Raw genomic sequence first — 12,650 nt, forward strand, 5'->3', positions numbered from 1 at the left:
CGGCTGCGGGCATTGATCAATTTATTGGTGGTGCTGATCAGGTGGGGGCATGTCGCCATGGCAGCCCCTCATGCCGCCAGACCCCATCACATATCTATCTTTGTGCTGTCGAGGGAAATCCCAAGCAAGCCTTCTCCATCCATTCCAGTTCCGCCGCCTGCAGCGTCACCTCGGCGGCGCCGCCATCAACAACGACGGCAAGCGCGGTCCGGTCCTTGTTCGCGAACACCAGCACCGGCCCGGCCGGCTCGGCGATGACCGTGTCGCGGACGTCGATGACGCCCAGCTGATCGGGAAACGCGGCTTCGCGCTGCTCGCGCGAGAGGCCGCGCCGCGCCGTCAGCGTTGCCAGCTTGCCGAGACGCCTCGCCATGTCCTCGGATGCACTGCAGCGCTGGGCCGGCCGGCCATCTGTAAAGGTAGAAAGGATGTGATAGGGCGCGCTCGCTGCGGAGCGCTGCGCCGTGGTCATGCCGTTCGGCGTTGCATAGCTCAGGGACATCACCGCGTCCGGCAAAAAACTCACCAGCGTGGCGCCTTCACCGATCGCCACGTGTGAAGGTGACGACGCCCAACTGGTGATCGCAATACCCGTGGCCAGCCCTGTCACAAACAGTCCGGCGCCAAAGAGCAGTAAGCGAGTAACAGGTCGCGGCCGCATTAGAATACCTCCACGGTGGTGCCGAGCGGTGTCCACTCGAACAGAATCCGCGCATCCGTTTCCGACAAGCGCACGCAGCCGTGCGATCCGAACCATTCGCTGACCTTGCTGCGGAACGTACGCACGACGCTCAGTGGCACTGCGCCATGGTACTGGTGCAAAGCCTTGCCGTCGGCGGTGAAAAACATGGCGTAGTTCATTTGCACATTGTAGGCACGGCTGCGGTAGATCGGGTGCTTGCGCTGGACCTTGAACTTGCCGCGATCGGTCGCGTGATCCTTGTCGCCGCTGACGCATGCGAAGCGGTGGACGCGTTCGCTTCCATCGTAAGCATCCACCAGCTGCGCCCTCAGGTCGACCTTGATGAGCTTGCGCGACTTCGGCGCCCCAGGCATGGGGGAGGAGCCGGTCGCGCGCATCACGCGATCCTGTTCGTCGCCAGGTCCCAGCCGCCGGTCGTGTTGCCGGTGCTACCGCCTGCGATCTTCTGCTGGGTGTACTTCCACCGTACCTTGGAGAACTTGAGACCCAGGGTCTCGGCCGGGAAGTCGCCGCCGAAACTGGGCGCCAGGTGGCCGATCAGTACATTCTCGAGCTCGACTTCGAAATATTTGATCGGCTCACCGTTACCGTCAGCGCGCAGCATCTCGAGCTTTGCCTTTGGAATCGTCTTGCCGCATGCGCAGGTTTGCGCAAGGATCGGCGAGGCGATGTCGATCAGTTTGCTGATGCTGATTTCGGTGAGTTCAGCCCGCTCCGCGGTGTGCCCGCCGCCAGTGGATGCGGTCGCGCTTCTGGGTTGTTTGATTTCCCAGTGCACCATCGTGCACTCGATCCAACCCTGGTGTTTGCTGTCGGTCGATTCGCCTTTGATGCCGTCCAGCTGCAGGTAGTAGTCTACTGCCATGATGCCTCCGTTATGTGGTGAGGCATTCTGGCTGTGTTGTGTTTATTGAAACCTGTCGGGCATCAAAAGGAGGGAAGGGCGGGAGCAACGTGATGGGTAGTGCACCGTCGGCATCGACGCCATTGTTGTACTGATGAATGTTTATACGCCGAAGCACGATGCCGTCCTGTCATCAAGCTGACACACGCCTCCACTATTCTGCGCCTCCATGAACGCGGCACCCGCCGTACGACCTGGAGAGAAGACGCATGAGTTCCAACCCCGCCACCCCCGAACTGTCCCGCCGCCGCCTGCTGCGCATGCTGGGTGCCACGCCGATGCTGCCGCTGGCGGGCGTCGCCGGCGCTTCGCTGCTGAGCGCTTGCGGTGGCAACGACGACAAGGACACGCCCGTGGCGACCCTGCCGGCACCTGTCGTCACCCTCGGCTCCGTCTCCTTCGCCTCGATGCCGGCGCCGACCCTGGCCAACCCGGCCGCGATGGCGACCAACACCGTCGGCTCGACCATGACGGTGAACTTCAGCGATTCCAGCAAGTTGGACTTCAAGCTGGCCTATCAACCCTTCTTCATCACCGGCGACATGGTCCCCAACGGCAGCGGCGGCAACGTGCTGGCCGGCGGCTACTATGACATCCGCAACCAGCCCATCATCGACACCACCGTGCCGGGCAAGGAGCGCCAGTTCTTCTCGGATGCGCCGGATGGCACGTCCCTCTTGAGCGTACCGAACGCCAGCGTGCCCGGCGTGAAGGGCAAGCCCGTGTTCGCAGTCGTCCAGTTCGAGTACACGACCTTCGCCCAGGACGGCAAGACGGGCATGTATGGCCGCCTGCCGTCGCCGATCGGCGTGCTCACGCTCGACCAGGACGGGGCCACCGGCAAGCTCACCCTGGTGAAGTACCACAACGTCGATACCTCGAGCGTCGAGGGCCTGTGGATCACCTGCGGCGCCAGCCTGTCGCCCTGGGGAACCCACCTGTCGAGCGAAGAGTACGAGCCGAACGCCTTTACTGCCGCAAGCGACGCCCAGTTCAGGGCCTTCAGCAAGAATCTATACGGCAGCGAAACCCAGGCCAATCCCTACAACTACGGCCACCTGCCGGAAGTGACGGTCAAGCCGGACGGCACGGCGTCCATCAAGAAGCACTTCTGCCTGGGCCGCATCTCGCACGAGCTGGTGCAGGTGATGCCGGACGAACGCACCGTGCTGATGGGCGACGACGCCACCAACAGCGGCTACTTCGTCTTCGTTGCCGACAAGGCCAGGGACCTGTCCTCGGGCACCCTGTACGTGGCGAAGGTCGGCGCCGGCTTCTCGCTCGACCCGCAGGGTGCCGCCGCGCCGCTCACCTGGATCAAGCTCGGTTCAGCCACCAGCAACGAGATCCGCGCGCTGGCCGTCAGCATCAAGCCGCAGCAGATCATGGACGTGCGCACGCTTGATCCGCAGGACGCGTCGTTCACGAAGGTGACGGCGAACGGCGCCATCGAATGGATCAAGCTGGTGCCGGGCATGGAGAAGGCGGCGGCTTTCCTCGAGACCCACCTCTACGCCGCCCTGGTGGGCGCGTCGATGGGATTTACCAAGATGGAGGGCACCACCGTCAACGCCAGGGACAAGATCGCCTACTCGGCGCTGCAGAACTGCCAGAGTGCGATGGTGGCGGGCCACGCGCTGAACGTGCCGGGCAATGGCGTGGCGATTCCGAAGGCGCTCAATGCCGGCGCGGTGATGGCGCTGAACCTGAAGGGCGGCCAGAAGGATACGAATGGCGCAGCGATCGACAGCGAGTGGATGCCGGTCGACCTGAAGGCCTTGCTGACGGGCGAAGACATCGCCGCCGACGCCTTGGGTAACACGGCCAATCCGGAGCGCATCGGCAATCCGGACAATTTGAAGTTCTCGGAAAAGATGCGCACCCTGTTCATCGGCGAGGACAGCGGCGAGCACGTCAACAACTTCCTGTGGGCCTATAACGTCGACACGAAGCAGCTGGCGCGCGTGATGTCGATTCCGGCGGGTGGCGAGTCGACCGGGCTGCATGCGGTCGACGAACTCAATGGCTGGACCTACATCATGAGTAACTTCCAGCACGCGGGGGATTGGGGTGGGATCCACAACGTGGTGAAGGGCACGCTCGATCCATTGGTGCGGGCGAACTACAAGGACAAGTTCGGGGCGGCGGTGGGGTATCTGACGGCGGAGTTGAGCCAGATGAAGGTGGCGAAGGGGTGATGACGCGCGCGCCGCGTGGACATTGGGGGGGAACGCGTGGAGTCGGGACTCCACCCTACGAAACGAGATGACCGTAGGGTGGAGTCCTGACTCCACGCTTTTCAAGGCCGGCACGCCCGCGGCGCACAAAAAACGGGCGCCAACAAGGCGCCGTCGCTTTAAAACCGGTACTGCACATCCACCAGCACCATCGGCGACTTGGCTTCTGCATCCGACTGCGCCACCCCGCCACGGCCGCGCCAGGCGGCGACCAGGTTGGCATACCACTGGCCGTGGTGGTAGCGCAGGCCGATGCCGCTGCCCGAGAGGCTGCGCTTGTTGCTGTCGCCGGTCCACGGCTTGCGGTTGACGGTGACCTTGCCGGCGTCGTGGAATACGAAAGGCGCGAAGTCCTGCGCCGTGTAGCGTAGTTCCACCTGCATGATGCTGCCGGCATCGCCAAAGCCTTCGCCGCTCGGGTAGGCGCGCACGCCCTGGGCGCCGCCGAGGCCGAATTTTTCCGACGAATCGAGGTTTTTTGATGCCCACTGGCGCGACAGGCGGCCATACAGGTCGATGTGTTCGCTCAGCGCCTGGATGCGCGCCAGGTCGAGGTTGACCTTGCGGAAAGCGCCGGCGCTATGGGCGCTGATGCGGTCGCCCGCGGCCAGCGAGTCGTCCAGCTTCAGGTCGCCCAGGCTCCAGCGCAGGGCGCCGAAGGTGATGCCGGTGCGGATGAATTCGTCCCTGGCGTCGAAGTTCAGCGCCATGCTGGCAAGCTTGCTCGATTTATCCGCTTGCGTGTCGAGCGCGCCCTGGCGGTCGTTCAGCCGCTTGTGCTCAACCTGGCCGGAGAGCGACAGGTTGCGCCGCTGCGAGCGCACAATCGGGTAGCTCAGTCCCGCGCTGGCGATGTCGGCGGTGCCGGTGGCGTCGAGGGCGCTGAAGTCGCCCGCCAGCGTGTAGTAGGAGTGGGTGACCCCTGCGCGTCCGCGCAGGCCCGAGGAGCCCAGCGGCAGGCTGTAGGCGAGCGAACCGAACCACATTTTTTCATCGGTGACGAGGCCCTGTACCGCGATCTGGTCGCCGAAGGTGAAAGGGCTGTTCAGCTCCAGGCCGACGCGAACCCGGTACTTGCCGGTGTAGCGGTTGCCGTGGTTGTCGAGCGCGACTTCGCCGCTGTAGGGCTGCTCGCGCGCCACGCCCACCATCAGGTCGCCGCTGCCATAGGCCTGGCCGGGGCGGATCGACGGCGTGGTCTTGATGCCCGGCTGGTCGTCGAGGATCAGGGTCACGCGTTCGAGCTGGCCGCTTTCGATCGGCGCACCGGTCGTCAAGTGGTCGAGGAAAGGCTGGGCGCCTTGCACCAGTTGCGGCGTGCCGGTGGCGGCGATCTTGCCGTAGCGGCCTTCGATGACGCGGATGCGCAGCGTGCCGCCCGAGACGTCCTGCTGCGGCAGCACGGCGCGTGCGAACGGGTAGCCGGCTGCCTGGTAATGCGCGGTGATGCGCGCCGCGAGGGCATCGAGGCCGGCGAAGTCGAATTCCTTGCCGTCGACGTCGCCCGGGGCGGCCAGCAGCGCCGGCGTGGCGATGACGCTGTTGCCTTCGATGACGACGGCGCGCAGCACGACCTTGACGCCGCCGCGCTGCGCGGCCTGCGCCGGCGACTCGACCGCGACGCCAGGGGCCGTACGCGGCAGCTGCAGGGCGGACCTGGTGTTTTCCTGCAGCAGGCGGCCGGCGTCGGGCAGCTGCTGGGCAAGCGCCGGATGGGCCGACAGGGCCAGCAGGGCAGCCGGCAGGAGGGGGGAAGCTTGTTCATGGTTGCTCAGTCAGTATGCTGTTCTTCAGTTGCCGGGTGCGGCCGGGGCGCCGGACCGTTTGTCGGCCTCGCCCATGTTGATACCACCGCCGACCACCATCACGTCGAGGAACTTGACGTCGCGGCCCGAGGTCGGTGCGTGCGACGCGGCGCGGTCCAGTCCCGTTTCTTCCTTGCTGGCGTTGCCGTCGCCGGCCGCCTCGCCACCCGCGCTGCGGTCGGCCACGTTGACGTAGGAGAGGGCACCGACGGTCGGCGGCACCAGTTCGGGCACCATGTTGGTGTAGATCGACGGGACCACGACCGGACCTGCGGCCGGTGCCGGTGCCGGTGCGGGCTGTTCGGCGACGACTGGTGCCGGTGCCGGCACGGCTGGCACCACGACAGGCGGCACCACGGCCGGCGGAACCACGGCGACCGGCGGAACCACTGCCACTGGCGGAACCACTACCGGCGGAACGGCCACGGGAGCCGGTACCGCGGCGATGTCGAGCGCGCCACCATTGAAGGCGATCGCGTAGTTCGAATTGGCCAGCGTGCCCTGGCCGATGGCATAGCTGCCGGCCGCTTCGCCGGGTGCCCGCGAAAGCGCGCCGGCCAGGCTGTCGTTGCCCACCAGACTGCCGCCGGTGAGGCGCCAGCTCAGTTGCGGGTCGGCGGCGCCAAGCTGTTTCGCGACGTTGTCGGCGCTGACCGTGAGCGGACGCGGCGCGATCGTCAGCGTGCCGTCGTTTACCGTCAGCACGTAGTTACCGTTGGCCAGGCTGCTGGCGGCGATCGCGTAGCTGCCGGCGTTCTCGCCCGCGCTGCGCTGCAGGCTGACGCCCAGCGTGTCGTTGCCGACCAGCTGGCCCGACACCAGGCGATAGGACAGCAGCGGGTCGGCGTCGCCATACACCTTGGTCGCGTCGTCGACGGCCAGGTTCAAGGCGCGCGGCAGGATGGTCAACTCGCCGGCGCTCGTCGTGAGCACATAGTTCGGGCTGGCGCTGGCGGCAAGCGCGTAGCTGCCGGCGTCTTCGCCGGCCACGCGGCTCAAGGCCAGCGTGTCGCCGTTCACCAGGCTGCCGCCGAGGAGGCGGTAGGCCAGCTGTGGATCGGCGTCGCCATAGGTCTTCGATTGCGGATCGAGTGCGATCGACAGCGCGCGCGGCGCAATCGTCAGGCTGCCGTTCTGCACCGTCACCGGTAGTTGCCGTTGGCGAGGCTGCCGGCATCGATGGCATAGCTGCCGACGTTCTCGCCGGCGGCGCGCGTCAGGCTGCCCGCCAGGCTGTCGCTGCCCACCAGGCTACCCGCCACCAGGCGATAGGACAGCTGCGGGTCGGCGTCGCCGTAGGCTTTGGTCTTGTTGTCCGCCGCCACCGTGATGGCGCGCGGCGTGACCGTCAGGGCGCCGTCGCTCGCCATCACCGCGTAGTTCGGATTCGACAGGTTCGAGGCGTCGAGCGTGTAGGTGCCGACGTTCTCGCCGGCCGCGCGCACGATCCGGCCGGTCAGGACGTCGTTGCCGAGCAGGTCGCCGGAGACGACGCTGTAGCCCAGCTGCGGATCGGCGTCGCCATAGACCTTGGTGGCGTTGTTGACGGCGACGCCGACCGGACGCGCATTGATGTTGGCCGCAATGTACTTGCTGGAGGTATCGAGCACGTAGTCGCGCGCATTGGCGACGCCGCCGGTGACACCGGTCACGCTCAGGCCGGACACGATCACGCGGTCGGCGTCCGGGGCATTCGGGCTGTTGAAGGCCATGCCGGTTGCGCCGACCGTAACCTGGGCGCCGAGGTCCGCCGCGGCCAGACCGCTGGTCGAGTAGGCCGGTACGTAGCCAGGACGGACCGCCGTGGTGCCATCATAGGTCTTGCTCGTCATGCCGCCCACCTGCACGGTGAGCACACGTGGGGTGATCGCCGCGCTGTTGGCGTTCGAAGCACCGGCCAGCGACGGCAGCGCGTAGTTGGACGCCGAGCCATTGCTGCCGTTGGCCAGCACGATGGCGGAAACGTGCGTCGCGCCGTCCACGTGCAGGCTGTTGGCCAGTGCGCCGCTGTAGTTCAGGTCCTCGCCGGCGACCAGGTTGCCGAAGGTGACGTGGCCGTCCAGGTTGTCGCTGCCGTCATAGGTCTTTTGTGCCGTGAGCGTGAGCTGGCGCGGCGTGATGCTGGCGCTCATGCCGGCGACAGAATTGCTGCCCAGCGTGTAGTTGGCGGCGTCGCTGCCCTGCAGCGTGATGCCGCTGGCGCTGACGTTGGCATAGTCGCCAATGTTCGTGCCGCCGAAGCTGCCGCTGCCGACCAGGCGTACGTTGTCCGTACCGATGACGCCGAGGGCGCTCACTGCAGCCGTGCTGCTGCCGTCGTAGACCTTGCTGGTGACGACCGGGGTCAGCGTACGCGGCGTGATGGCATACGTGCCGCTGTTGAAGTAGCCCACCGCATAGGTGTCGCTGCCCGAGACGAGCCGGGTCGGATTGGCGGCGTCGCGGACCAGGCGCGTATAGGTGCCGACGTTCTTGCTGGTCGTGTGGAACAGCGGGTAAGGCTGCAGGCTGGCCGGCGTAAAGCCGACCGGGCCGCCGAGCGGCGTCAGGGTGAGGTTGGTGGCGAGGTCCGAGCCGTCGTAGACCTTGGTGCCGGCGCCGCTCTGGATCACGTAGGCCGCCTTGGTCGCCATGTCGACCGCGTTGTAGCCGGCGTACAGGTAGCTGTTGTTCGAACCGGGCACGACGAGGTAGCCGCAGTTCAGGTATCCGGCCGCGCAGTTCAGCTGGGGCGCGCGCGTGTAGCCCGACAGCTGGGGCACGCCGTTGATGAACACCAGCCAGCTCGCCACCGACGGGCCTTAGAAGGACAGGCGGTCGGTGCTGCCGTTGTTGACCAGGCCCATCGCACCTTCGTCGCGCTGGGCTGCGGTGCCGCCGGAGCTGTTCACCGCATTCATCAGCATGTTGCCGCCGTTGGTCGCGCTGCCGACGACGGTCTTGCTGCCGGCATTGGCTTCGAAGGCGATGCCGAAGGTCTTGAGGCCGCCGGCGCTGTCGCCGGTGATGTACAGGTCGCCGGTGCCGGAGAGGATCTGCGCGCCCGATTTCACGTACACGCCGCCGGTCACGCCCGAATAATTGCCGTTGTTCGAGCCGACCGTCGAGCGGCCGTTGATGGTGATGTGGCCGCCGCCCGAGAGGATGGTCTTGTCCTGCTCGACGACGATCGCCGCTTCCGAGTCGTTCAGGTTGGCGGCGAAGCCGATGCCCCGGTTGGCCACGCCGCGTGCGCCGCCCACCAGGATGTCGCCGCCGTTCGAGGTGAGGTTGCCGCCCACGCGCACGCCGCCGTAGCTGCCGGCGCCGTTGCCCGCGCTCAGGGTCACGCCGAGCTTGCCGCTGGTGGCCTTGATGTCGGCGCTGACGATCACGTTGCGGTCCGCGCGCAGGGTCAGCGTGGCGTCGCCGCCGGCCGATTTGGTAATCGCGCTGCTGACGGTGATGTCGCCGCTGCCGGCACTCGTGGCGCCGCTGCCGTAGGCGGCGTTCGCGGACTGGGTGGTAATGGTGACGCTGGTGCCGGTGTTGAGGGTGGCGCCGATGTTCTGCGCCGCCGTGGCGTTGATCACGTAATCATAAGGGTCGACCAGCCACTCGCCGCCGCGGCCGTTGGCGGCGGCGCCGGCGTTCACAAGCAGGCCATCCTGCGTCGTCACGTGCGCGGCCGAGGTCTCGATGAAGCCGCCATTGCCGACGTTAGTGACATTCGGGGCGCTGGCGTCGAGCGTGCCGCCGACGTTCAGCTGGCCGTTCGCCATGTCGCCCAGCAGCAGGATCTCGCCCTTGGCGCCGGTGGCCAGGGTCTGTGCCTGGATGGTGCCACCACGGTTGATCACGCTCGCGTGCAGGTCGGAGGCCGCGCGTGCGGTCAGCAGCACGGTGCCGCCGTCGGCGCGGATGGCGCCGCCGTTCTCGACGAGGGTGTCGACGCTTGCGCGCTGCAGCTGCAGCTTGACCGGGCCGCCCAGGTCGACCAGCACCTGCGATCCCGCGCCCGGGGCCACGGCGCCGCCAGGGGCGTCGATGCTGCCGGCGTTGCTGACGGTGGCGGCGACCAGGGCGATGGAACCGCCTTCGCTTGCGCGCAGCGCGCCCTGGTTGACCACGGCCCGGGCACTGTCGCCTTCAAGCTGGTAGCGGCCGGCGAGGAAGTCGCCGACCTTCATGTCCAGCGTCGAGGCCAGCAGGCCGCCGGTATTGACCTGCGCCGTCGGCGAGAACAGCACGCCGTTCGGATTGAGCAGGAAGACCTGGCCGTTCGAACGCAATGCGCCCTGGATGCTGGAGGCATCCGGTCCGAGCACGCGGTTCAGCGCCACCGAGGTGGTCGAGGGCTGGCGGAAGACAACGGTGTTGCCCTTGCCGATCGAGAAGCTCTGCCAGTCGATCGCCATCTTGTTCGTCGTCTGGTCGATCGTCATGACCTCGCCCGACTGGGTGATGCTGCCTTCGCCGGCGACGATGATTCCGTTGGTCGGCAGGGGCGCGGCATGGGCCGATACGAGGGCAGCGGCGGCCAGGGCGATCGTGCTCAGGGCGTGACGGGGCCGCAGCGCGCGCGCTGACTTGCTTTTGCCACGGCCCCTGGCGGTTTCGGGGGCAGCTTGCCACAGGCCGAGGGTGGCGTTCCAGACCAGGCGATAGGTATTATTCATGATTTTAGGCAACTATAGATGCCGTGATTCTATACTTTGGTGTAGGAACCGTCTTACAGAGTCGATAAATCCGGTAATTTTGTAGGGCGGCAACAACGGTATGTGTAAAACTCGGCAAGAATTGCCGAGCACGTTTCGTAAAGGTGAAACCGGCCTGTGGCCGCTCCGGCTTCGTCCGGCGGATTTGGTGCGATACTGTCGGCCCCTCGATTCCCTTTGCGCCATGGCCACGCTCTCCCAGCTCATCCTGTATCCGATCAAATCCTGCGCCGGCATGGCGGTGGACACCGCGCGCGTCTCGGTTTCCGGCCTGCAGGCGAGCGGCGTGCACGACCGCGAGTGGATGCTGGTCACGCCGGAAGGCCAGTTCCTGACCCAGCGCGAGTTTCCGCGCATGGCAACAATCGTGCCCCGGGTGGAAGAGGGCGCCCTGCTGGTAAGCGCACCGGGCGTGGCTGTGCTGCGCCTGCCGCTGGCCCGGCCCGATGCGCCGTCCACGCTGCGGGTGCAGATCTGGGACGACTTCGTCGAAGCAGCCGACTGCGGAGACGCCGCGGCGCGATGGTTCGGGAGGTGCTGGGCACGCCTTGCCGGCTGGTGCGTTTTCCGGGCGGAGGGGCGCGCCCGACCAGCACCAAATGGACGGCCGGCGCCCCATCGTCGGCACGCTTTGCCGACGCTTACCCCTTGCTGCTCCTGATCGGCACCGCCTCGCTCGAGGAGATCAACTTCCGCCTGCGCGCGGCCGGACGCGCGGCCGTGCCGATGGACCGCTTCCGTCCCAACCTGGTGGTCGACGGCCTTGACCCGTTCGAGGAGGATTACCTCGCCGAGCTGGTCTGCGGGGACATCGTCGTCAAGCCCGTGAAACCCTGCGCGCGCTGCCCGATCCCGGCGGTCGACCAGGCCACCGGCATTCCCGGGCCGGATCCGCTCGACATCCTGCAAGCCTGGCGCACGAAGGCGGTGCTCGATGGCGCCGTCTGCGTCGGCATGAACTGCATCGTGGGCGGCGGGGCGGGCGGCGAACTGCGCATCGGCCAGGTGCTCGAGACCAGCCTGTCGTTTTAAGGCAGCGCCGGGGCTGTTCAAAACCGAAAAAAGCGGTAATCCCGTTTGCAAGCGCTGGCGGATCGCGTAATGTAATGGGTATTGCTGAAAGGAATGATCATGCACCAGCCGGACGCGACGTCGCGCGACCTGATTGCCGAGAACGAAGCCCTGCGCGCGCGCATGACCTATGTGCTCGAGCAGGCCCAGCGCAATCACGACATCATGTGCCGGCACCAGGCGTTCGACCTCGAAATCGTCGGCGCGTCCAGTTTTCCCGAGCTGGTCGGCACGATTTTCCGGCGCCTGCCCATCATTTCAGAGCTTGACAGCGTTACCCTGTCCCTGGTCGATACCGACGCCGACATCTATACCGTGATGCACAAGCTGGGCGTGGACTTCGAGCTGCTGCCCGACCTGCTGTTCTGCGAGCACGCCGTCGAGCTGGGTTTTGGCGCGACCGACGGCGCGCCGCCGCGTCCGCGCCCGGGGCCTATGAACGCGTCCTGCACGGCGCGCATTTCCCGCAGCCGCCCGCCGGCCTGACCAGCGTGGCGCTGGTGCCGCTGCTGCGCAACAAGCGCCTGATCGGCAGCCTGAACCTGGGCAGCTTCGACCCGCAGCGCTTCACGGCGACGCACGGCACCGAATTCATCGAGCACATGGCCTCGATCATCGCCATCTGCCTGGAAAACGTGATCAGCAACGAGATGCTGAAGTACATCGGCTTGACCGACCCGCTGACCGGCATCTACAACCGCCGCTACATCGACCGCCGCCTGGTCGAGGAAATCGCCCGCGCGCGGCGCCAGGGCTACCGGATTTCCTTCATGTTCATCGACGTCGACCATTTCAAGGCCGTCAACGATACGGTCGGCCACCAGGGCGGCGACGATGTCCTGCGCGAGGTGGCCTCGCGTATCAAGATGGAACTGCGCCTGTCGGACGCGCTGGCGCGCTTCGGCGGCGAGGAATTCGTCGTGCTGCTGATCGACGCCGATCTCGACGCGGCGGCGATGGTGGCCGACCGCATCCGCGCCGGCATCGCCGACCGGCCGATCGACCTGGCCGGCGGCCAGTACCTGAACGTGTCGGTGTCGATCGGCGTGTCGGTGCTGGACGACTACGCCCGCGACCACGCCATCGAAGGCGTGGCCCAGCAACTGGTGGCGCAGGCCGATGCCGCGCTGTACCAGGCGAAGGAAGCGGGACGCAACCGGGTGGTCACGGCGGGGTAGCCGCTTGTGCCGGATGCACCGTAGGGTGGACGGCTTCGTCCGGACATTTGATGGA

10 protein-coding genes and 1 pseudogene are annotated in these 12,650 nt (G+C 66.6%); 4 read left to right on the forward strand and 7 right to left on the reverse strand.

Annotated elements, in window-relative coordinates; genetic code table 11:
* Positions 1–94: 94 nt before the first annotated feature.
* The 3 genes from G4G28_RS02715 to G4G28_RS02725 form a co-directional block, all read right to left on the reverse strand.
* On the reverse strand, positions 95–553 hold the full coding sequence (locus G4G28_RS02715) for a hypothetical protein (RefSeq protein WP_182990753.1): 459 nt from the start codon (positions 551–553) through the stop codon (positions 95–97).
* Between the two features lie 107 nt (positions 554–660).
* The gene (locus G4G28_RS02720; protein ID WP_182990754.1) at positions 661–1,080 is read right to left on the reverse strand and encodes a L,D-transpeptidase; all 420 of its coding nucleotides are present in this window, start codon (positions 1,078–1,080) and stop codon (positions 661–663) included.
* Positions 1,080–1,568: a type VI secretion system tube protein Hcp gene (locus G4G28_RS02725; protein WP_182990755.1), complete on the reverse strand. Its 489-nt coding sequence runs from the start codon at positions 1,566–1,568 to the stop codon at positions 1,080–1,082. Before G4G28_RS02725 ends, G4G28_RS02720 begins: the two co-directional genes overlap by 1 nt.
* 248 nt (positions 1,569–1,816) lie before the next feature.
* Between G4G28_RS02725 and G4G28_RS02730 the strand changes: the two genes are divergently transcribed.
* Positions 1,817–3,805 carry a PhoX family phosphatase gene (locus tag G4G28_RS02730; RefSeq protein ID WP_182990756.1) on the forward strand — a complete coding sequence of 663 codons (1,989 nt, stop codon included), beginning with the start codon at positions 1,817–1,819 and terminating at the stop codon, positions 3,803–3,805.
* A gap of 158 nt (positions 3,806–3,963) precedes the next feature.
* Here the strand turns inward: G4G28_RS02730 and G4G28_RS02735 are convergent, their stop codons facing one another.
* The 4 genes from G4G28_RS02735 to G4G28_RS02750 form a co-directional block, all read right to left on the reverse strand.
* Positions 3,964–5,415: a ShlB/FhaC/HecB family hemolysin secretion/activation protein gene (locus tag G4G28_RS02735; protein ID WP_229507864.1), complete on the reverse strand. Its 1,452-nt coding sequence runs from the start codon at positions 5,413–5,415 to the stop codon at positions 3,964–3,966.
* Between the two features lie 219 nt (positions 5,416–5,634).
* Positions 5,635–6,795 (reverse strand): MBG-2 domain-containing protein, encoded by a 1,161-nt coding sequence (locus G4G28_RS02740; protein ID WP_183108003.1) that lies wholly within the window; start codon positions 6,793–6,795, stop codon positions 5,635–5,637.
* Entirely contained in the window at positions 6,792–8,441 is a 1,650-nt protein-coding gene (locus G4G28_RS02745; RefSeq protein ID WP_183108004.1) for an MBG domain-containing protein, read from the reverse strand. The genes G4G28_RS02740 and G4G28_RS02745 overlap by 4 nt, the downstream gene beginning before the upstream one ends.
* Before the next feature lie 9 nt (positions 8,442–8,450).
* Positions 8,451–10,307, reverse strand: coding sequence for a filamentous hemagglutinin N-terminal domain-containing protein (locus G4G28_RS02750; protein ID WP_183108005.1), 1,857 nt, complete (start codon positions 10,305–10,307; stop codon positions 8,451–8,453).
* Positions 10,308–10,530: 223 nt separating this feature from the next.
* Here G4G28_RS02750 and G4G28_RS27870 point away from each other — a divergent pair, with 223 nt between their 5' ends.
* From G4G28_RS27870 to G4G28_RS28800, 3 genes and pseudogenes are all read left to right on the forward strand, one after another.
* Positions 10,531–11,007, forward strand: coding sequence for an MOSC domain-containing protein (locus tag G4G28_RS27870; protein WP_308601707.1), 477 nt, complete (start codon positions 10,531–10,533; stop codon positions 11,005–11,007).
* Positions 10,995–11,378, forward strand: coding sequence for an MOSC domain-containing protein (locus tag G4G28_RS27875; protein ID WP_308601708.1), 384 nt, complete (start codon positions 10,995–10,997; stop codon positions 11,376–11,378). Before G4G28_RS27870 ends, G4G28_RS27875 begins: the two co-directional genes overlap by 13 nt.
* A gap of 99 nt (positions 11,379–11,477) precedes the next feature.
* Positions 11,478–12,595, forward strand: a pseudogene (locus G4G28_RS28800) (DUF484 family protein).
* The last annotated feature ends 55 nt before the right edge of the window (positions 12,596–12,650 follow it).

This window comes from Massilia sp. Dwa41.01b, assembly GCF_014171775.1.
GTDB lineage: Bacteria > Pseudomonadota > Gammaproteobacteria > Burkholderiales > Burkholderiaceae_D > Telluria.